The following is a 20,752-nucleotide window of genomic DNA, read 5'->3' as shown; positions in this document are numbered from 1 at the left end:
AATAGCAAATGGGTACGCCGAAATAGCAAATGGGTACGCCGAAATAGCAAATGGGTACGCCGAAATAGCAAATGGGTACGCCGAAATAGCAAATGGGTACGCCGAAATAGCAAATGAGTACGCCGAAATAGCAAATGAGTACGCCGAAATAGCAAATGGGTACGCCGAAATAGCAATAAACCTCTTGCACAAATATTAATAGACCCCCACGGGCATTTGCCCACAAAGAGGGCATAAAAATATTTTTTCTGTTCCCTGTTCCCTGTTCCCTATTTCAAGACAGAATGAAGGTGCGAAGTATAACCAAGCAAAATCACAGGCAGGTGTAGTGTGAAACGTTGGCTGCAAGGGCTGGGATTAGAATTTTGGTTGCCTCTACCACTAGTAGCGGTTGTGTTTTGGCTTGGCTGTAATTTCCTAGCTGCTCAAGAGTTAAACCGACCCTACTCTACAGAAAAAAAACTTCAGTCAGATACTCAACTTGAAGCACGGTTATCAGTCAATGTCTTGCTCATTAACGCCGCCGTCAACCGAACTAAAAAAATTACCCAGGTAGAAGTAGAAACAGCAGACCCCATCCTGAAGCGGCTGGAATTAGAACTTCCAACAATAGAATTCAGTCAAATAGAAGCGACAATTGCCCAAGAACTAAGTCTACCCCGTCAGGATGTTAGAAAGTTAGTGCGCTATGAGGTTGTGGAATAACATCGATCCGAAATCTTAAGAGTCCCCAATCCCTAGTCCCCAATCCCTAGTCCCTAATCCCCAGTCCCTAGTTCAATGCGTTCTGCCTTGGTTTTTAATGTTTGGTTCATGGCTTCAAACCCTTGGCGAATGTCAATATTTAATCGACGAGCCAGCAGAGGTACTAGTAAGCCCTGGAAAGATGCTTGCTGAATGAAGCGGACGCGTAGGCGTAGCCCGTCGTAGACATCGCTTCCTAGCGGTTCAATGATAAAGCTGTGTTCGCCGTCAAATAATCCTGGGATCAAAAAGTGCCCTAACCAGCGCAATTTGCGATTAGGTTCTACCGTAATCACAGTCGGGCGAAAGATGATAATATCTGTACCCGGAGGCTGAAAGTGAACAGTTAGCTGTGCCCCTTCACTCAGCGAACCATTAATTTGACGAATAAACACATTCCAATGTGGAAAACTGGCAAAATCAGTGAGTAAGTTCCATACTTGCTTATCGGATGCCTGAATTTCGATTTCAGTATAGATTTTCATGGGTATGAGTTGATAGGAAAACCAGAATAAAAACGGTTATTCCTGCTAAAAATAACCCAATGTATTGTTGTCCTAGTACTCGATAAACCCAAAAATTACGGGTGAAAGATGGTAGATAAAGCAGGGTAAGAAAATAACTTGATTTTCTTACCATAAAATAAAACTCGCAAAATTTTTTTGGTGGACTACTGGTTAATCGCGTTAATTCTGCGGGGTTTGAGGAACGAACCGCAAAGACGCGAAGTACGCAAAGAAAGAGAAAGAAGAAAAGAAATTAAAAGTTAGTTCACCGCGCAAAATTAATGGGACAGACCACTACGAAGAAGCTACATTGTTTATTGTGTGGAAAACTCACGTTTGAACAGCAAAATTCTGGCGGTTGCTAGACAGTTGTCAAGGAATTACTGACGTTGAACAACCAGGACGGAACATGGAGCGTGATGAACGACGTGATTGCTCACACTTCCTGCTAAAAGTTCGGCAAATCCTTTAAGTCCTCTACGACCAAGCACAATCAAATCTGCTCCCCAACTCCGGGCTAAATCACAGATGTTAGTACCAGGATCTCCTGTTTGATAACTGGATTCTGCCATAATGCCTAGTATTTTCGCTTTCTGATAGTACAACTGGAGTAAACTTTGTGCCTGTTGTGTTTCTATTTCCAGGTCTACTAAGTTCACAGTGAGTTGACTAGAAGCTGCTAGCTCAATGCTGTGACCAATCATTAACTGAGCAGCATCTTTTTGGGCTAACTCCAGCGCTTTTGCAAACACTGTTGCAGTAGCAGGTGAATCATCGACTGCCACCAAAATCTTCTTAAAGCTCATATCCAACTCCAATAATCAACTACTTCATTTACTTTGTATTGTCTTTTAGAGGATGTCTGAGAAGTATCAAATATTTCTTGATCCCCCCTAACCCCCCTTAAAAAAGGGGGGGAAAGAGTCTTAAAGTCCCCCTTTTTAAGGGGGATTTAGGGGGATCTCTTTCCAAGGGTGAGATGTATACAAAAAAACTTTTCAGACATTCTCTTAGCTTGAGGCACAAATGTGATTTAAAAGTGAAATTAGGTAGATAAACGATTTATTCACTTTTCGTTCACATTCATCAGCAATCCTGGAAAAGAAGCAGAGAAACGAAACTAAGCCAACTGAGGTTTAAAACGAATACCCGAACTAATACGGTTCAAGCTCACACTATAAAACTATAGTTTTTTGCTATTTGGAGATTAATAAAGCTTCGTTTTAAACTTACTGATTTTTATAGGAGATTTTGTGATGAATTTCAGTGCAGTTAAAAATGCGATTGGCATCATTTCTACCCGTCAGGCTGTAACACAGGTGCTTGATGAACTCAGAGCGATTGACTTTCCCATGCAAAAAATTTCTGTGTTTACTTTAGACTCTGAAGACGAAAAATTGCACGAGGATGCTAATGCGGGAAAACATCCCATAACTCCGCTCGAAGGTGCTAAAGCAGGTGCAATTACAGGAGGAACAGCCGGGGGCTTCCTGGCACTAACAGCTGGACTTGGCGTATTAGTTATTCCCGGTTTTGGGCCGGCATTAGCGGTTGAATCTGTGGTGAGTACACTGCTGGCGGGTGGAGCGAGTGCGATTTTTGGCAGTGTTTATGGCGCATTTCAAGGTTGGTTTGCTCCTGAAAGGCAAGCTAGGCTCTGTGAGCCAGCCACCTGCCAAGAAAAATTTTTGGTGAAGGTAGAAGGAACAGCAGATGAAATCTGGCAAGCAGAATCTATTCTCCGTTACTGGGGTGTGCGAGAGTGGCATGTTTATGAACTTAGCAAAAGATTCTCGTTAGTAACACAAATTTGAAAAAAAGGTAGAGATTCAAACAGAGAAATCGATATTAAATCTGATGAGTCTTAATTACGAATTAGTTTAAAGGTTACTTCTATTTGGAGACTGAGATGACAGCAAATACGATCGCTACAAATACTTTTGCCCAGACAACAAAAGATTTACTCAACTATGAATGGCATACTCTGGGCAAACAAAAGGTTGTGCAAACGTTAGCCAGCCATCCAGAAGCAGGTTTAACCCATGAAGAAGCTACCAAACGACACCAGCAGATGGGTGCAAATCAACTGACTGGTAAAAGTGGAAAAAGTTCTTGGCTACGATTTTTAGAGCAATTTAATCAACCACTACTATATATTTTGCTGACGGCGGGAGTGGTGACGCTGCTGCTGCGAGATTGGCTAGATGCGGGAGTAATTTTTGGTGTCACTTTAATTAATGTCATCATTGGCTACATTCAAGAATCTAAAGCAGAAGGTGCGATCGCAGCTTTATCCAAAGCCGTGACTACCGAAGCAACTTTGATTCGTGATGGTCAAAAAACCCGTCTAGCTTCGACTGAACTTGTTCTTGGTGATTTGGTATTGCTGGCATCTGGGGATAAAGTACCTGCTGATTTGCGGTTATTAAGTGTGCGTGGTTTGCAAGTTGACGAGTCCGCCTTAACAGGCGAATCCGTTCCGGTTGAGAAAGCAACGGCATCACTGCCTATCGAAACACCATTAGCCGAACGAAGCAATATGGTGTATGCCGGAAGTTTCGTTAGTTTTGGACAGGCAGAAGGGATTGTAGTAGCGATCGCAGATGCCACTGAAACCGGTCGCATCTCCCAGTTAATTGAAAGCAGCACAAATCTGAAAACACCGCTGACACGAAATATTGACAAGTTTAGCAAAAGCTTGTTGTATGTCATTTTAGGTTTAGCTGCCCTGACATTTGCAGTCGGATTAGGACAAGGCGAATCTTGGATTGATGTTTTCAAAGCGAGTGTGGCTCTGGTAGTCAGTGCGATTCCCGAAGGATTACCTGCGATTGTTACCGTCACTTTAGCGATCGGAGTTTCCCGGATGGCACGACGTAAGGCGATTATTCGCAAGCTACCTGCTGTAGAAACCTTGGGAAGTACCACTGTTATTTGTTCTGACAAAACTGGGACGTTAACTGAGAATCAGATGACGGTTCAAAAGATTTATGCGGGTGGACAACATTACACCGTTAGCGGTATTGGTTATGCCCCAGACGGTGAAATCTTGATCAATCAACAACCTGTTGATTTCAATGCAGATGGACATATTGCTCTTTGGGAATCCCTGGAAGCAGGATTGCTCTGCAATGATTCTCAAATCGAATGGGGAGATGGACAGTGGGACTTAGTAGGAACCCCAACTGAGGGAGCATTGATTACGGCTGCCAATAAAGTGGGATTGACGCAAGCCAATCTAGAGCAAGAATTACCTAGAATAGACACCATTCCCTTTGAGTCCCAATTCCAGTACATGGCGACTTTGCATGAATTAGATGCAAAGCGATCGCTGAATATGATTTATCTCAAAGGTTCTGTAGAGGCAATTCTCCAACGATGCGATCGCATGTTCGATGCTCAAGGACAACAGGTTGCACTCAATCCTGCCACAGTGGAAGAGGAAGTTGCTGGTATGGCAAACCAAGGGTTACGAGTGCTAGCTTTTGCCAGCAAAGAAGTTGCGACTAAGCGATCCTTGGATCGTAATGATATCGATCAAGGACTGGTGTTTCTGGGACTTCAGGGCATAATCGATCCGCCTCGTGAGGAAGCGATCGCCGCAGTAAAAGCCTGTCAATCTGCGGGAATTCAGGTAAAAATGATTACAGGCGACCACGCGCTAACAGCTGCTGCGATCGCCCGGCAAATGGGAATTTGCTCGACTGAAGCACAAGTTTTCACCGGACGGCAATTAGTTCAGATGGATGAAAAAGAATTTGCTCAAGCAGCTGAACAAGGTATGGTATTTGCGCGAGTTGCTCCAGAACAAAAATTGCATCTGGTGAAAGCATTGCAGTCTCAGGGTGAAATTGTTGCCATGACTGGAGATGGTGTCAATGATGCTCCCGCTCTCAAACAGGCAGATATTGGTGTAGCGATGGGCATAGCCGGGGCAGAGGTTGCTAAAGAATCGGCGGATATGCTTCTAACTGACGATAACTTTGCCTCAATAGAAGCGGCTGTGGAGGAAGGGCGCGGGGTTTATCGCAACTTACGAAAAGCGATCGCCTTTTTGCTGCCGATCAACGTTGGCGAATCCATGACGATTTTGATTGCCATTCTCCTAGCAACCGTGCTTCCCATCTTACCAATCCAAATTCTCTGGCTCAACATGGTCAGTTCAGTAGGGTTGATTGTTCCCCTCGCCTTTGAGCCAAAATCTGGACAGGTGATGCAGCAACCACCACGCAACCCTAGAGAAAAGCTTTTATCAGGTAGTTTACTTAAGCGCATATTAGCGATTTCTGCTTTCAATTGGGTGGTAATTTTTGGGGTGTTTCAATGGATACTTCAAACTACAGGCAATGAAGCCCTAGCTCGCACGATGGCGATTAATGGATTGGTGGCAGCAGAAGTCTTTTACCTGTTAAGCATTACCCAGTTTTTACCATCTCTAGTCGTGAGAATCCAAGGTAAACTGAGAATCCAAGGTAAACGCACACCCGTAGCTTATGCACCTGCGATCGGAATTGTAGTTGTGGTGATTTTACAATGTCTGTTCAGTCAGTGGAGCATGATGAATCAAGTGTTTGACACCACACCTTTAACATTTATCCAAGCTCTCATTTGCATGGGTGTAGGTTTGCCAGTGGTGTTCATAGCTCTCATCTTGCAGCGTTTCGATCCGCTCAACTAGGGATACAGAAGTCCGATAGTGGTTTTATCCAATCCCAAATGATTACATTAGAGCCGCACCCAAATAAATTAAAAACTCCATCAGTACATTTTGCTAGGTATGATATTTAATCTGCAAGCATTTACCTAGTAATAACGAGCTATGACCCAGAACTACCGCATTACTCTACTCCCCGGCGATGGCATTGGCCCTGAAATTATGGCAGTGGCGGTAGATGTGCTGAAAGTCGTAGGGAAGCAATTCGATCTGAAGTTTGAATTCCAAGAAGCCCTCATCGGTGGTGCAGCAATTGACGCTACAGGGGAACCTTTACCATCTGCCACTCTAGAGGCTTGCCGTAACAGTGATGCTGTATTACTCGCAGCAATTGGTGGCTATAAGTGGGATTCCCTGCCATCCAATTTACGCCCAGAAGCAGGTTTGTTAGGGTTACGTGCAGGTTTAGGATTATTTGCCAATTTGCGCCCAGCGAAAATTTTGCCCCAGCTAATCGATGCCTCCACTTTGAAACGCGAAATTGTCGAAGGCGTGGATATTATGGTGGTGCGCGAACTCACTGGTGGGATTTACTTCGGTAAACCTAAAGGGATTTTTGCCACAGAAAATGGTGAGAAACGCGGTGTAAATACAATGGTTTACACAGAGTCGGAAATTGAACGCATTGGGCGGGTGGCTTTTGAAGCAGCAAAAAAACGCGGTGGAAAACTTTGTTCGGTGGATAAAGCGAACGTATTAGAGGTATCTCAGTTGTGGCGCGATCGCATCACCCAACTTTCTCAAGAATATCCAGATATCGAACTCTCTCATTTATATGTAGATAATGCGGCTATGCAGTTGGTACGCGCTCCCAAACAGTTCGACACCATCGTTACAGGCAACTTGTTTGGTGATATTCTCTCTGATGCTGCTGCCATGCTCACAGGTAGTATTGGGATGTTACCCTCAGCTAGTTTGGGCGCTTCTGGGCCTGGTGTATTTGAACCAGTTCATGGTTCCGCCCCTGATATTGCCGGACAGGATAAGGCAAATCCTCTAGCACAGGTTTTGAGTGCGGCGATGATGTTGCGCTACGGTTTAGACCAACCAAAAGCAGCAGATAGCATCGAACAAGCCGTATTGCAAGTTTTAGAACAAGGCGATCGCACCGGAGACATAATTTCTCCAGGAAAAAATCTCCTGGGTTGCCGCGCTATGGGCGATGCACTGATTTTAGCTCTTGAAAAATAATTAAATAATGCAAGTTGGGCAATTTGGCAACCTTTGCTATAAGTTTCGGGTAGACTAAAGGGAAATCTAGCAATCAAATAACAGTCGATAGTGTACGCATTACGACAAGGTCAAGTAAATTTTACCGCCCCAAAGAACCAATCGCCTTTGATTGATCCTGCTGTAATCAGAGCTGCTGGGCAAATATACTATACTCACTGTGAAGTTCATCCCGAAATAGCTGGGCAACCTTCCGGTGTAGCAATTAATCGTGTGACTCATCGAGGTAAGGTTATTTTTACTAACCAACCAGTTCTGTTACCTCAAGAATGTTTTGTGCCCTTAAGTCAAATTGAATCACACATGTATTAGTCATTAGTCATTGGTCATTGGTCATTGGTCATTTGTTATTTGTTATTTGTTATTGACAAAGGACAAATGACAAAGGACAAATGACACAGGACAAATTGACAAAGGACAAATGACTGTATGGACATTTTGTTCGCCATTCCGGCGAGTGTAATGGTCTTTGCTTTGGGTGCATCTATTGGCAGTTTTCTCAACGTTATTGTTTATCGGCTACCTGCTGGGTTGTCAATTCTTTGGCCACCTTCTCGTTGTCCTAAATGCTTAAACCAGCTAAAAGCTTACGACAATGTACCAGTATTCGGCTGGATTTCATTAAGAGGGCGGTGTCGATATTGCAAAAGCAAAATTTCTGTCCGTTATCCCGTGGTAGAAGGGGTGACGGGCATAATTTTTTTGCTGATTTTTTTAGTATTTCAAGTTTCGATTTTAACAATAGGCTATTGGGCTTTTTGTAGTTGGTTATTGGCGCTATCGCTTATCGACCTAGATACAATGACTCTACCCAATCCGCTTACTCAGTCGGGTTTAGTGGTGGGGATTTTGTTTCAAATGGTGGTTGGTTTTTTACCAGAGGCTAGTTCTGTGGCATTGGTAAATCACCTGATGATGGCAATAGTTGGTGCAGTCTTGGGCTTATGGTTATTTGATGCGATCGCCTTATTGGGTTCAATTGCCTTTGGTAAAACTGCAATGGGTGCAGGTGACGCCAAGTTAGCAGCCATGATGGGAGCCTGGTTAGGCTGGAAATATTTACTCTTGGCTAGTTTTATTGCTTGTTTCCTGGGAGCGTTAATTGGTAGCGCTGTCATTATGCGTAGAGGCACCGCGAGTCAAAAGACATCTCGACAAAGCTTAGGACAAAAGATGCCTTTTGGCCCTTTTCTGGCTTTAGGATCTGCGATCGCTCTGTTTAGCGGCGAAGCCATTTTGTCTAGCTACCTGCGGTTATTTTTTCCAGCGTCTTGAATTGGAGGGGGGAAGAGGCAGGGGGCAGGGGAGCAGGGGAGCAGGGGAGCAGGGGGAATAAAGAGACATTTTTAGTACTTTTTACTACCGAAATAGATTACTTATACATTTAGTTCTTTCTCTTCCCCTGCCTCCCTTGCCTATTTCACGAGGATCTCGCTCTTTCGCGTTGCTCCCGGAGAAAGAGATAATTTTATTATTCTCCCCCTTTCCCCCTGCCCCCTGCCCCCCTGCCCCCCTGCCTTTTCTTTATAATTCGTGACTGTAACCAACATTACCCCATCAACCCTTCATATTTTGATAATATTCTGCTTGTGACTTGTATTACCCTCTTAACGACGATTAACCGTTGGCAAGCACACTAGTGCAACAGATGCCGATCGTTCAAAACCTAGCAATATGAATCATTGATTTGGGTGGGAGAGGGAGAGCATCTTAATTTGGAGGTTGGTATTCTCATGGCTTTGTCAGTACGTCCATATAATTAAGTCTGCTGAAAATAAAGAGTAAGAGACTTGTATTGGCATAAGTATTTTCGTTAAGCTGGCAACCAAAGATGAAAATTAAGGTCTGAATTGCTTAAAAGCGTAGTTTGACGATGTAGCCTTTAGTGAGCCAGTACGGTCTTGGGGGTTTCCCCCATGAGTAACTGGCGTTAGCAAAGCGGTAGCGACGCAGGAGCGTCACCCGAAGGGTCATTAATAAAGACAAATGACAAAAGGCTAAGGACAACCCAATACGGTTTGACATGTTTTCGACCTCATGCCCACTTAAAATAAAATAAAAAATGGCTAACAACGAAGAATCACGCGGTTTAAAGTCTCTATTTGATTGGTTTGCAAATCGACGGAAATCAGGATCTACCAGCCTCGAACGCCAAGAACGTGAAATTGCTGATGGTTTGTGGCATAAATGTTCTAAGTGCAGCGTGTTGGCATACACAAAAGACTTGAAAGCAAATCAGATGGTTTGTGCCGAATGTGGTCATCACAATCGGGTAGACAGCGATGAGCGCATCCGTCAATTGATAGATAATAATACCTGGAAACCGCTAGACGAGCATTTGCGTCCAACCGATCCGCTGGAATTTCGCGATCGCAAACTCTACAGCGATCGCCTCCGGGAAACACAAGATAAAATTGGCTTAATAGACGCGGTTAGAACTGGTTTAGGTCAAATCAATGGTTTACCCATTGCCCTTGGGGTTATGGACTTCCGCTTCATGGGTGGTAGTATGGGTTCGGTCGTGGGAGAAAGACTCACCCGGATGATTGAGCAAGCAACTCAACGACGCTATCCTGTAGTTATCATCTGCACCTCCGGTGGCGCGAGAATGCAAGAAGGAATGCTCTCTTTGATGCAGATGGCGAAAATCTCCGCAGCCCTACAGCGCCATAAAGATGCCCGACTATTATATATTCCAGTTTTAACCAATCCGACAACGGGCGGCGTTACCGCTAGTTTTGCGATGTTGGGCGATCTAATTTTGGCAGAACCCAAGGCAACCATTGGTTTTGCTGGTCGGCGAGTGATTGAGCAAACCCTGCGGGAAAAACTACCCGAAAATTTCCAGACTGCTGAAGATTTGCTCCAGCACGGTTTTGTTGATGATATCGTACCCCGTACCCAATTAAAGAACACTCTAGCCCAGCTGATTGCCCTACACCAGCCTGTATTAACAACACCTCATATGGTGTTGTGGGAAACAATGTCCTTGACTTCTACTGCCGCAGAGTAGAGCAGGGGAGGCAGGGGAGGCAGGGGAAGAAGGGGAAGAAAAGGGAGAAAATACTACCTTATCCTCCTCATTCTTCTCATCCTCTGCCTGGCTCTTGAAGAAACATGAGTGGAACAAGTGCTGCTAATCGAAATAGACTAGAGAGGGCGAACAAGCCCAATAAGCCTCCAAACTGAGCAAATTGGACGATGAAGCTGCCTATAGTTATGCCTAAAGCACCACTCGCTCCAGCAACGGCAGCTGCGATCGCAAAATAGATAGACTGATTTTTAATTGGTGCGATCGCCAATTGTATATTGTTGTTGCACAAGTCAATGGCCGCCCAAGTACTTCCAAGCAAGATGTGTAACAGGGGTAACCACAACCAGATGTCAAGGTGATTAACACCAATCCCCAGCCAAAGCAGTGGTGTGGCTGCAACCAAAATTCCAACACAGATGAGGATGGGACGATTGCCTATCTTGTCTGCTAATTTTCCCCACAGGATGAGCATCAGCAAAGTCGCCCCCGCCTGAAGACTGTTGTAGAAAGTCACATAGCTCACATCCAAATTCAGGGTGTCGAGCATATAGAGGTTGAAAAAAGGACTGCTGAGGTTAACAGCAAGCGTCCAGAAGCTGAAATATAGCAGAAATCTCAAAAAGTTAGAGTTTTTCCAGACGCTGTTAGTTAACTGGTCTTGTGGCGGATGAATTGATTGAGGTACTTCAGAAGATTCATCTTTTACGACCTCTGCCTGAATCTCACTTGTTTGAGGTAACTTACCACAATAAGTGTTTTGCAATCGCGGATTCATATCCACCTGGAAATATTGACACCCCAATCCCACAATCCCAAACACAATGCCTACCAGTAGGACTACCCCATAACCTTGTAGAGATCCCCCATACCAATGTGATACAACTAGACCGGCCATTGGTACACAAATCAAATTAGTCAGACTAGCGGCACTATTGCGTGTTCCAAAATACCTGCCTCGCAATCGCCGAGGAACGATGGTTGCTAGCCAAGTTAGCCACGATGCGCTTCCTAGTCCCCCCAAAAGATTGCTGAATAGAACAATCAAGAGTGTCAATATCACTAACTGGTGAGTATTAATTACTCCACAGCTTGCACTTACAATACCAATTACTAAAACCAGCCATAGCAGCCGACCAATTCCGTGTGTCCGAAGAGCATATTGAAAGCGGCTGGTGCTGCGTTCAGACAAGTAAGCACCTAACGGCTGAATGAGATTGACCAACATGGGGATAGAGGACAGCATCCCAAATACCACTGGACTAGCACCCAATTCCACCAAGAAATTGCTGAGTAAAATCCCGCCAGTTCCAAGGGAGTAAACCGCTGCTAAGACAGAATCCGCAGTGGAAGCTTTTAAACTAGTGCGAATAGTATCCTTGGGAATTCGAGAGTTTGAAGAGATTGCTGTTGGTGGTGAGGCAATCTGGGTAAATTCCAGAGTCAGTGGCGCAGTTGTTTCAATCTGAACAGAATCCATCAACATAAATTATGGGTGAAGTATCCTCGGACAAATCAGGTTGGAAAGGGACTCAGTATGCTTGAATTAGCATTGCTGATAATTTTTCGTTATTTTAGCTTGCAATTTTCAGCCAAAATTTCAAATAAGTAAAATATCATTCCTTAATAACACAAGGTATAAGCGAGGAAAGAGAATATTATTTGTTTGTGAACAATAAAGGATTATTTAATTTTTTGGCTTTGGTGATGGCGATCGCGATCGCTATTATTGCTTGTCAAAGCCTACAATTGCCAAGCAAACCGTTAGCATCTACCGCAGTCACCATCAAACTTAGTGGTTGGGGAGGCTCTCCTGTTGAGCAAAAACTGTTGAGACAAGTACTGCAAGACTTTGAAGCACAACATCCAACTATTAAGGTCAAATATGAGGTAATTTCCGACCAATACATGGATGTAATCAAAACTCGTTTAGTTGGGGAAGCTGCGCCCGATGTATTTTATCTGGATGCGCTGGAAGCTCCTTTCTTAATGAGTCAGAATGTCTTAGAACCGTTAGAAAGTTACATCACCCCCGAATTTGACCTAACAGATTTTGAGGATGCCCTACTTGACAGTTTCAAATACCAAAATCAGATTTACGGTCTTCCCAAAGACTATTCAACCCTGGCTCTGTTTTATAACAAAAAAGCCTTTGCCGCCGCAGGCTTAAGTAATCCGCCAGCAACTTGGGATGAATTACGTAACTACTCGCAACAATTGACAGGCAAACTTAACAAATACGGGTTTGGCGAAATTCCTGAATTGGCGCGTCAGGCTTATAAAATTAAAGCCTTTGGCGGACAACTCGTAGATAAAAATGGTTATGCTACTTTTGCCAGTGAGTCAGGTTTACAGGGTTTACAGTTAGTAATAAACCAGTATCAAAAAGACCGCTCATCTGCCCAAAAATCTGATGTAGGAACAAACTCAGGTAGTGAAATGTTTGGTCAGAGTAAAGTAGCAATGGTAATTGAAGGTAACTGGGCAATTCCCTATTTAACTGAAACCTTTCCCCAACTAGAGTTTGCTACCGCACCAGTGCCTAGTATTAATGATAAAAAAGGGACGATGGTGTTTACCGTTGCCTACGTGATGAATAATCTTGCACAGCACAAAGCCGAAGCTTGGGAATTGATTTCCTATCTCACGGGTAAAGAAGGAATGCAAAAATGGACAGGAACAGGCTTTGCTTTGCCAACACGTAAATCAGTGGCCAAGAACTTAGGCTACGATCGAGATCCATTGCGATCGCCATTAGTCGCGGGAGTTAATTATGCTACACCGTGGCAGGTGGGTCAATATCCAAGTGCGATCGTGAATAATTTTGATAATCAGTTTGTCAGCGCCTTGTTGGGGCAACAACCATTAAAGCAGGCGATGCTGAAGGCAGAGAATGAAGCAAATCAGCAAATTAAGGCGATGGAGTAATGCTTAGTCTAAGTAAGTAATCTTTCTTGCCTCTACCAAATCACCTCTGAGTAAAAATTTGTTATTTCCTTATCAGATGTAATTATTGCAGCTTGATTACTTCTGGCTAGTGCAACAACAACTCGATCTACTGGATCTCGATGACCCCATTCTAAATTGACACTTTCCATCCAAATATTTTCATCAATGGGTATAATCTGAACGGTACTAGACTTTTTCAGCCTCACTACGTAATCGTTAAGATTGACTCCTAAATCTAGTTTTTTATTTTTGATTTTTATCGCAATTTCCCATATAGCTATGGAAGGGACAAGACCATTTTTATCCCTTTCCATCTGGTTGCACGCTTCTTTAGCTTGTTCAGAAAGTTTGGCTGGATCTAAACTCCACCAGATTAGGGCACAAGTGTCAAGGACTATCTTCACAATTGTGTCCATTCCTCAGTGGTTGGTGTAGTTAAATCCTCAAAGTACTTCACTTTACCGCGCATTTCCCCAAATAACTCTTCTGTTGAAGGTGCTTGTGCGTATTTGGAAATTTTCACCACTGGCTTACCGCGATCGGTAACTACAATTTCTTCTCCTTCTGACTCTACAAGTCGCAAGAACTCAAGAAGTTGAGATTTGAGTTTACTTTTGGAAATTGATTTCATAATAACCGTAGTCATGACTATAGTCATATTCTAATAGGACATAGCATGAACTATTGCTCAATATTTACTGGCTATGACCAAGACTCATTGCGATCGCCATTAGTCGCGGGTGTTAATTACGCTACAGTATCCAAGTGCGTAGGCGTAGCCCGCCGTAGGCATCGTAAATAACTTTGAAAATCAGTTTGTCAGCGCCTTGTTGGGGCAACAACCATTAAAACAAGCGATGCTGAAGGCAGAGAATGAAGCAAATCAGCAAATTAAAACAATGAATTAAGCAATTAAAAATTGTCCTATTTCTCACTATCCATTTTCTGGCGAAACTCCACATTTTCGATAAACTTTTGCATTTCTTGCAAATACGAATTTATTCCCGGCTGGTAAATTTGGAAATGTCCTGCTTTTGGAATTAATAAAAGTTGTTTGGGTTCAGGAACAGGATTATATAACAAGTTGAAATGTAGGCGATCGCTACTACTTTTATACTTATTACTAGCAGTTTACGAGGATGAAAATATAGCATCTTCCTAAAGTTATTTTTCAACACTGCCAAAAGGTACGATGTCTACGACAAGCTACGCCTACGCCATTTTTCTTAGCCTAATACAATCCCCATTCTAGTTTTAGAGCTTCTAACTTAGGACTCTTCACACTCATTCTTTTACACTCTTCTAAAAATTCTTTGACTTGTTCTTCATTCAGACTTAAGCCACCATCTTGCAGATTATTGATGTAAGTAATCACATCTGAAGTTGTCAAATCCGAACTTATTTCTTCTAGGAGAATAGCATTTCTAACTTCCCGACAAACTAACTCAATATCTGATGAAGTAAATCTCGTACTTTTATCCGCCAATACTTCAAAAATAATTAGCTGATTTATATCAATTTTGGATAAGTAATGTTTGAATAAATCTATTCTTTCTACTTGAGAAGGTGGGAAAATAGGAATTTTCCAATCCAATCTTCCAGAACGTTTCAAAGCTCTATCAATGCCACTCAAATAATTAGTAGCAGCAATGACAATTACATCACTATTCTGAAGATTATTTAGTTCTATGAGTAATTGATTGATAGTTGCTTTTTGGTCTGTGTGTGCGTTGTCTTCGTTACGATTAAATCCAATACTGTCTAACTCGTCAATGAATAAAAGTGAAGGAGATTTTTTCTTAGCTTGAGCAAAGATATCTCGAATATTTTTTTGACTTTGCCCTATCCAAACACTGACAAGATCAGCAGGAGAGAACTTAAAGAAATATCTCCCAGACTCATTAGCAAAGGCATTTGCTAGTAGAGTTTTACCGCATCCTGGTAAGCCATAGAAAAGAATTCCACCAATTGAACTATTGTATCCTTTAGATTGCAGCTTTAGGAGTCTAGTTAGTTTTTCTTTTTCTTGATTTAACCCTTGTACTTGGCTAAAATCAAGCTTAAATTCTTTGATGCGGTTAGTAATTGGATATGCTTGTACTAAACTAGGTTTTTTAGCCACATACTCAAAAGATGGATAATCGATAGAGTCAAATGATACTGGGACTAATTGGTGTTTTTCATAATCAGGAGCCATGATTACAACCTGGAAGCGATCGCCATAATATCCAGACAACTTATATTCTAATATTTCCTTAGCTTTTTTTAGTTGGTAATAGTTGCGTGCTATCTCAAAACCGGGAATTACCAACCAAAGACTTTCTAGTTTATTCGGCCATACTTTTGATTTTCTTAAAATTCTTTTAATTGGATCTAAAAAGAGATTACCATCCTGAAAATCTTGGTATTTGAGAGTTTCTATCTCAACCACTATCTGATTTTTTACATAGACTTGGATGATTTCACTTTGGTAATCTTCATAATCATTTGAATCTGATGGATCTTCATCTATTGTTTCCTCATCCCTAGAAGTCAACTCAACTTCACAGCCGATATTAGACAATCCATATCCTAGATTTTCCAAAGTTTTAATAGCAAAGTACTTGAGATAGATATATTCTTTACTTTCTTGTTGCCACTTCAGAGTGTAAAAATGTTCATTTTTCATCTTTAAAAATAACTGTGATTCAGCCTGCATTTGAGCCTTTTGTAATTCTATAAAGTAATCTCGCAAACATGCATCATCTTCTTCTATTTGATAATATGGAAGTTCCATAAGTAAACGAAAATGGGCGTATATTTCCTCTTCATATTCAATAGAGGCTTGATTTGGATATTTACACCTGAGAGTAAAAGTAAAAGGAATTTTACTGGCAACTCTATCTACCAAGTATCCTAAAGCATCTTCTTGCTGATGAGCTTGGATTTCTAATACCGATGGACAATGAAATAAAATAAAAAACTGTTCGGAATTATATTTATTGGCATATAGAGATATCTGCTCAAATTGCCGATCGAATTTTTCAGAATCAAGTAACTCTAAACCAGTATTACCAAGTATAATGCTGGTCATCGTTGAGCGATAAAACTGAAAAATACCAGCATCGGAGATGGGTTTTTCTTGCTCATCTTCACAATCTGTATCTTCTGAGGCAATACTTGTAGGAATTTTCCTATTGGCAACTTTCGGTATACTATTATAACCGCTATACTGATATTTTCTAATTAATTCATAATTAAAGATTTTGACAACAATATCACAGAAGAAATCTTCTACTTGTGGAATCAAAAAAATACCTACTGGCTGCTGAGAATCTAAACATGCTTGGAATCGTTCATATTCTTGTTCATAGCCGAAATCAAATAAGTAGTAGAAAAAATCATGCTTGACTGAAATTGCCTCTTTTAGTGAGGGTGAAATTAGTTGAGATTCAGCTACTTGATTTATTGGTTCTACACCTTTAATAGAAATAGCTATTTTTGTATCTAATGGAATATACAAATCAAATTCAGGACTTGCACAAAGCCCCATTGCATCAAGAGCAGTATTAAAATTATCTATGAATGATTGACTTCTACGCTGATAACCAAACTGTTCTATGATAGTTTTGACTCGTAAGTTTTTTTGAGTTTTCCCAGTTCTTTGGAGTTCAGTTTTAATCGAACGTAAGTAGGTTGTATATGACATTTTGTGTCCTGTTGCTTGAGTCGAGTTAATTAGCATCTCTAAGGAAACTAAATATATAGTTCCCTAAGTCACATATACAATTAACTTATACAAGCAATATCTCTTAACTCGTTGTTTTGCGTCTAAGCTTTCCAAAGATAGAGACTCATTTAATCAGGTTAAATATTTTTATTACAGGAGTACGATAAATAATCATGCACGACCCATCGCTACAGTCGGGTTAGTGCGGGATTAAGCGGAGGTTTAGTAGTGTTTGAAATTAACAGGCGGCGCAGAAACCCCAGATGGAATATCACCGAAGGCTTGGCTGGGTATATGTTTATGATGCCCACTATTTTGGTTTTAGGAACTTTTGTAGTCTTACCCATTCTCTACGCCGTTTTTCTTTCCCTGCAAAAAGTCCGACTCCTTGGCGGTATTCAGTACGAGTTCATCGGTTTTCGGAACTTTACGCGATTGGCTGAAGATGAAAGGGTTTGGATTGCTTTGAGAAACACAGCCGAATATGTAGCCATTGTTGTGCCAGCTCAAACTGTCCTAGCTTTAATTCTGGCGGTAACACTGAATTCTGGGATTCGCGGTAAAAACTGGTGGCGCATTCTCTACTTTTTACCAACAGTCACTTCTTCAGCAGTGCTGACGCTGATCTTTATGTGGATTTATAACACCGACGGGCTACTAAACGATTTTCTCGCTTTTGTGGGGCTACCTACTTATAACTGGTTGGGCGATCCAGCAGTTGCGCTCAAAGGCATTATGATGATGAACATTTGGTCAACCGCGCCGTTTTTCATGGTAATTTATCTGGCGGCATTGCAAGATATACCTCAAACGCTTTATGAGGCGGCGGAACTTGATGGCGCAAATGGGTGGCAGCAATTTATCCACATTACTTTTCCCTTGCTTGGGCCTGTAACCTTCTTTGTGGTAGCAGTAGGGGTGATTGGGACTTTTCAGCTTTTTGACCAGTCTTACATCTTCTCTGGCGGTACTGGCGGGCCAAACAACGCCACCTTAACTGTGGTGCTGCTAATTTACCAAGCTGTATTTCGGAATTTACAAATGGGATATGCAGCCGCGATCGCATTTCTGTTAGCATCAGTCATCATTGCCATCACTTTGATTCAGCGGCGACTTTTTGGAGGCGAACGGATTTGACTAACATTTCTGGCTTCTCCTGGCTCAAAGCCCTGTTGTATGTCTTGCTGACACTCTATGCGATCGTTACCCTAATTCCCTTTCTCTGGGCACTTTCAGCCTCATTTAAGCCGCTAACAGAGATTGTCGGCGGTGAACCCAACTTTCTCCCCAAAAATTTTACTCTCGATAACTACAGACAAATCTTTCTCCAAGAACCGCTGTTTTGGCGCTGGTTGTTCAACAGTGTAGCGATCGCCATCAGCGTCACTCTTTTAAACTTATTGTTAAATTCAATGGCTGGTTATGCCTTGGCAAGACTGCGCTTTGTAGGTAAGCGCTTTTGGTTCTTCTTAATTTTGGCAGTACTGGCAGTACCCACACAAATCACTCTAATTCCCACATTTTTGATTTTAAAAGCGATCGGCTGGCTAAATTCTTACCAAGGCATGATTGTCCCCAGCATGGTTAATGCCACTTTTATCTTCATGATGCGACAGTTTTTCGTTAATTTTCCTAAAGAACTAGAAGAAGCAGCTCAACTTGATGGCTTAAATACCTTTGGAATCTTCCGACATATTGTCTTACCTTTAGCAAAACCAGCACTAGCAGCACAGGCAGTTTTTGTGTTTATGGGGAGTTGGAATAATTTTTTACTGCCTATAGTTATCCTATTTGACCCAGAAATGTTTACCCTCCCTTTGGGGCTGAACACCTTCAAGGGTCAATATATCAGCTATTGGAACTACATTATGGCGGCTTCTATGGTCTTCACCCTACCAGCTTTAGGTATTTACGCCTTTTTTAATCGTTACTTTATTCAAAGCGTCACCTTTACCGGGGGAAAGGGTTAATAGTCATTAGTCATTAGTCATTAGTCAAGAGTTAAAAATTCTTCCCCTGCTCCCCCTGCTCCCCCTGCCCCCTGCCCCCTGCTCCCTTCCCCCTGCCCCCTCCCGATCCCCAAACAGTATTTTGGGCAACAAATTGCACTCCTAACGTGATATTGGTATTACAGCGACTCAATCTCTATCTATCAGTTAACAAGCATTATGGGTTTTGCAGACCTATCGATCGCAGAGATAGCAGCCGACTACAGTATACCTGTAGAAAAAGTGTTTTCTCTGTGCAACCAACTGGGAATCGCCTACAAACACCAAAAGACCCGTTTGGCGTTAGAAGATGCAAAGGCAATTATTTCCCAAATATCGTCTGAAACACGCCCAAAAGGTACTAGCGACTTGGAGGGCGATAACGAGGTCACCTGAAGGGTTATCTCGGGCTTTGGCTAATCACTGATAGCTAATGACAAAAAACAATGGGTCATTAGCTATTAACAGCTTGGAGATTGAGAATCGCTTTCTTAGCTGTGTTGAGCGTCATAAATTTTTAAGGGGAAACATGTTTAGAAGACTAATTGGCGTTGTCGTGGTTACTGTTTTTCTCTCGTTTCAGTTGCTTGTCGGTAGCGCGACAGCAGTGGAACTGGACAAAGCTACCCGAACAGTGCCATTAAATGCTCAGGGTGATACCACCGTACTCAGCCTGAAACAAGTCAAAGAAGGCAAACGCTTATTTAATTACGCTTGCGCCCAATGTCATGCTGGGGGAGTTACCAAGACAAACCAGAACGTGGGACTCACTCCAGACGATCTGGCACTGGCAACACCCAACCGTAATAATGTTGAAGGCTTGGTGGATTACCTGAAAAATCCCACTACATACGACGGGGAAGAAGAGATTTCCGAAATCCACCCCAGTATCAAGAGTGCAGATATTTTCACAGCAATGCGAAATCTGACGGATGACGACTTGGAAGCGATCGCCGGTCATATTCTGTTACAACCCAAAATCGTTGGCACTAAGTGGGGAGGCGGAAAAATCTACTACTAAATCCCAAAATTAGTACTGGATATTGGGTACTGGGTACTGGGGATTGGGGATTGAAAAGAATTCAGTCCTTAATCCCTAGTCCCCAATACCTAGTTTTACCGACAGCACAAAATGTTCCTGTTGGCGCACAAAAAAGTTTTAAAAAACCAGAATATTTCTAAAGAAAAAATAAAAATATTTTATTTTTCTGTTTACCTTTATTCACAGGCTTTTTGGGCTATGGGAGTATAGAATTTATTACTGATTGCATAGCTTTTTGCAATAAATTACTCGCCATTCTTAAAAAAAAAATTGTATCTATGACAGATTGTCATATTTGGTGTTGATTTTATTTAAAATGAGAAAAGGAAAAAAATTATTTGTTAGGAGAGAGCCATGAAATTGATTTCAGCAAGCTGGCGACGCTTTGGTTTAGCTGTGTTGACTATCGTTTTAGTTGTTAGCAGCTTCGCTGTTTTTACTCCCAGCGCTTCGGCTGAAACTTACCAGGTGAAATTGGGTAGCGATAAAGGAATGCTGGCATTTGAACCGAAAAAGTTGACAATTAAACCAGGTGACACCATTGAATGGGTGAACAATAAAGTTCCTCCCCATAATGTTGTGTTTGATGCTGCCAAAAACCCCTCTAAGAGCGCCGATTTAGCTAAATCTCTGTCTCATAAAAAGTTGCTCATGAGTCCTGGTCAAAAGGAAACGACCACCTTTGCAGCAGACGCACCTGCTGGTGACTACACCTTTTACTGCGAACCCCACCGTGGTGCTGGCATGGTCGGTACAGTTACTGTCCAAGGCTAAAAACATCGCCGTTGACACAAGACTGATTTACCAGTGAAATTAGCTTATAGCAACACGCCACACGA

General features: G+C 42.2%; 20 protein-coding genes and 2 pseudogenes. 15 read left to right on the top strand and 7 right to left on the bottom strand.

The window, feature by feature from the left end:
- Positions 1 to 199, top strand: a pseudogene (locus V7L01_RS00930) (hypothetical protein); the annotation flags it as partial.
- Between the two features lie 131 nt (positions 200 to 330).
- Positions 331 to 705 carry a hypothetical protein gene (locus tag V7L01_RS00925; RefSeq protein ID WP_335031029.1) on the top strand — a complete coding sequence of 125 codons (375 nt, stop codon included), beginning with the start codon at positions 331 to 333 and terminating at the stop codon, positions 703 to 705.
- A 53-nt stretch (positions 706 to 758) separates the two neighbouring features.
- On the opposite strand, the gene V7L01_RS00920 is transcribed toward V7L01_RS00925, so the two are convergent.
- Positions 759 to 1,229 (bottom strand): SRPBCC domain-containing protein, encoded by a 471-nt coding sequence (locus V7L01_RS00920; protein ID WP_335031027.1) that lies wholly within the window; start codon positions 1,227 to 1,229, stop codon positions 759 to 761.
- A 401-nt stretch (positions 1,230 to 1,630) separates the two neighbouring features.
- On the bottom strand, positions 1,631 to 2,056 hold the full coding sequence (locus V7L01_RS00915) for a universal stress protein (protein ID WP_335031026.1): 426 nt from the start codon (positions 2,054 to 2,056) through the stop codon (positions 1,631 to 1,633).
- A 450-nt stretch (positions 2,057 to 2,506) separates the two neighbouring features.
- On the opposite strand from V7L01_RS00915, the gene V7L01_RS00910 reads away from it, so the two are divergent.
- The 5 genes from V7L01_RS00910 (at position 2,507) to V7L01_RS00890 (ending at position 8,469) form a co-directional block, all read left to right on the top strand.
- Positions 2,507 to 3,064, top strand: coding sequence for a hypothetical protein (locus V7L01_RS00910; RefSeq protein ID WP_335031024.1), 558 nt, complete (start codon positions 2,507 to 2,509; stop codon positions 3,062 to 3,064).
- A 95-nt stretch (positions 3,065 to 3,159) separates the two neighbouring features.
- Positions 3,160 to 5,928, top strand: a complete 2,769-nt coding sequence (locus V7L01_RS00905) for an HAD-IC family P-type ATPase (RefSeq protein ID WP_335031022.1) — start codon at positions 3,160 to 3,162, stop codon at positions 5,926 to 5,928.
- A gap of 141 nt (positions 5,929 to 6,069) precedes the next feature.
- The gene (leuB, locus tag V7L01_RS00900) at positions 6,070 to 7,155 is read left to right on the top strand and encodes a 3-isopropylmalate dehydrogenase (protein ID WP_335031020.1); all 1,086 of its coding nucleotides are present in this window, start codon (positions 6,070 to 6,072) and stop codon (positions 7,153 to 7,155) included.
- A gap of 90 nt (positions 7,156 to 7,245) precedes the next feature.
- Positions 7,246 to 7,506 (top strand): hypothetical protein, encoded by a 261-nt coding sequence (locus V7L01_RS00895; RefSeq protein ID WP_104908437.1) that lies wholly within the window; start codon positions 7,246 to 7,248, stop codon positions 7,504 to 7,506.
- Positions 7,507 to 7,623: 117 nt separating this feature from the next.
- Positions 7,624 to 8,469: a prepilin peptidase gene (locus tag V7L01_RS00890; protein ID WP_335031018.1), complete on the top strand. Its 846-nt coding sequence runs from the start codon at positions 7,624 to 7,626 to the stop codon at positions 8,467 to 8,469.
- 579 nt (positions 8,470 to 9,048) lie between these two features.
- Here the strand turns inward: V7L01_RS00890 and V7L01_RS00885 are convergent.
- On the bottom strand, positions 9,049 to 9,219 hold the full coding sequence (locus V7L01_RS00885; protein WP_335031016.1) for a hypothetical protein: 171 nt from the start codon (positions 9,217 to 9,219) through the stop codon (positions 9,049 to 9,051).
- A gap of 37 nt (positions 9,220 to 9,256) precedes the next feature.
- Between V7L01_RS00885 and accD the strand changes: the two genes are divergently transcribed.
- A complete protein-coding gene (accD, locus tag V7L01_RS00880; protein ID WP_335031014.1) occupies positions 9,257 to 10,207 on the top strand; it encodes an acetyl-CoA carboxylase, carboxyltransferase subunit beta in 951 nt (316 codons plus the stop codon).
- A 76-nt stretch (positions 10,208 to 10,283) separates the two neighbouring features.
- Here accD and V7L01_RS00875 read toward each other — a convergent pair whose 3' ends face one another.
- A complete protein-coding gene (locus V7L01_RS00875) occupies positions 10,284 to 11,705 on the bottom strand; it encodes an MFS transporter (RefSeq protein ID WP_335031012.1) in 1,422 nt (473 codons plus the stop codon).
- A gap of 227 nt (positions 11,706 to 11,932) precedes the next feature.
- On the opposite strand from V7L01_RS00875, the gene V7L01_RS00870 reads away from it, so the two are divergent.
- On the top strand, positions 11,933 to 13,153 hold the full coding sequence (locus V7L01_RS00870) for an ABC transporter substrate-binding protein (RefSeq protein WP_335031040.1): 1,221 nt from the start codon (positions 11,933 to 11,935) through the stop codon (positions 13,151 to 13,153).
- Positions 13,154 to 13,185: 32 nt separating this feature from the next.
- Here V7L01_RS00870 and V7L01_RS00865 read toward each other — a convergent pair whose 3' ends face one another.
- Together V7L01_RS00865 and V7L01_RS00860 are read right to left on the bottom strand one after the other, a co-directional pair.
- Positions 13,186 to 13,578, bottom strand: a complete 393-nt coding sequence (locus V7L01_RS00865; RefSeq protein ID WP_335031010.1) for a type II toxin-antitoxin system VapC family toxin — start codon at positions 13,576 to 13,578, stop codon at positions 13,186 to 13,188.
- Complete coding sequence (locus tag V7L01_RS00860) at positions 13,575 to 13,820, bottom strand: type II toxin-antitoxin system Phd/YefM family antitoxin (RefSeq protein ID WP_335031008.1); 246 nt, start codon at positions 13,818 to 13,820, stop codon at positions 13,575 to 13,577. Before V7L01_RS00860 ends, V7L01_RS00865 begins: the two co-directional genes overlap by 4 nt.
- A gap of 54 nt (positions 13,821 to 13,874) precedes the next feature.
- Here V7L01_RS00860 and V7L01_RS00855 point away from each other — a divergent pair.
- A pseudogene (locus V7L01_RS00855) lies at positions 13,875 to 14,082 on the top strand (ABC transporter substrate-binding protein); the annotation flags it as partial.
- 323 nt (positions 14,083 to 14,405) lie between these two features.
- On the opposite strand, the gene V7L01_RS00850 reads toward V7L01_RS00855, so the two are convergent.
- Positions 14,406 to 16,862 (bottom strand): ATP-binding protein, encoded by a 2,457-nt coding sequence (locus V7L01_RS00850; RefSeq protein WP_335031006.1) that lies wholly within the window; start codon positions 16,860 to 16,862, stop codon positions 14,406 to 14,408.
- A gap of 249 nt (positions 16,863 to 17,111) precedes the next feature.
- Between V7L01_RS00850 and V7L01_RS00845 the strand changes: the two genes are divergently transcribed.
- The 5 genes from V7L01_RS00845 (at position 17,112) to petE (ending at position 20,687) form a co-directional block, all read left to right on the top strand.
- Positions 17,112 to 18,020, top strand: a complete 909-nt coding sequence (locus tag V7L01_RS00845) for a carbohydrate ABC transporter permease (RefSeq protein ID WP_335031004.1) — start codon at positions 17,112 to 17,114, stop codon at positions 18,018 to 18,020.
- Positions 18,017 to 18,853, top strand: a complete 837-nt coding sequence (locus V7L01_RS00840) for a carbohydrate ABC transporter permease (RefSeq protein WP_335031002.1) — start codon at positions 18,017 to 18,019, stop codon at positions 18,851 to 18,853. Before V7L01_RS00845 ends, V7L01_RS00840 begins: the two co-directional genes overlap by 4 nt.
- Before the next feature lie 198 nt (positions 18,854 to 19,051).
- A complete protein-coding gene (locus tag V7L01_RS00835; RefSeq protein ID WP_335031000.1) occupies positions 19,052 to 19,267 on the top strand; it encodes a hypothetical protein in 216 nt (71 codons plus the stop codon).
- A gap of 133 nt (positions 19,268 to 19,400) precedes the next feature.
- Entirely contained in the window at positions 19,401 to 19,892 is a 492-nt protein-coding gene (gene psbV, locus V7L01_RS00830; protein WP_335031039.1) for a photosystem II cytochrome c-550, read from the top strand.
- Between the two features lie 375 nt (positions 19,893 to 20,267).
- Positions 20,268 to 20,687: a plastocyanin gene (gene petE, locus V7L01_RS00825; protein ID WP_335030998.1), complete on the top strand. Its 420-nt coding sequence runs from the start codon at positions 20,268 to 20,270 to the stop codon at positions 20,685 to 20,687.
- The last annotated feature ends 65 nt before the right edge of the window (positions 20,688 to 20,752 follow it).

Source organism: Nostoc sp. (genome assembly GCF_036917095.1).
In the GTDB taxonomy this organism is placed as follows: Bacteria; Cyanobacteriota; Cyanobacteriia; order Cyanobacteriales; family Nostocaceae; genus Nostoc.
Note: the sequence above shows the minus strand (reverse complement) of the source record. Positions and strands in the feature narration are given on the sequence as shown.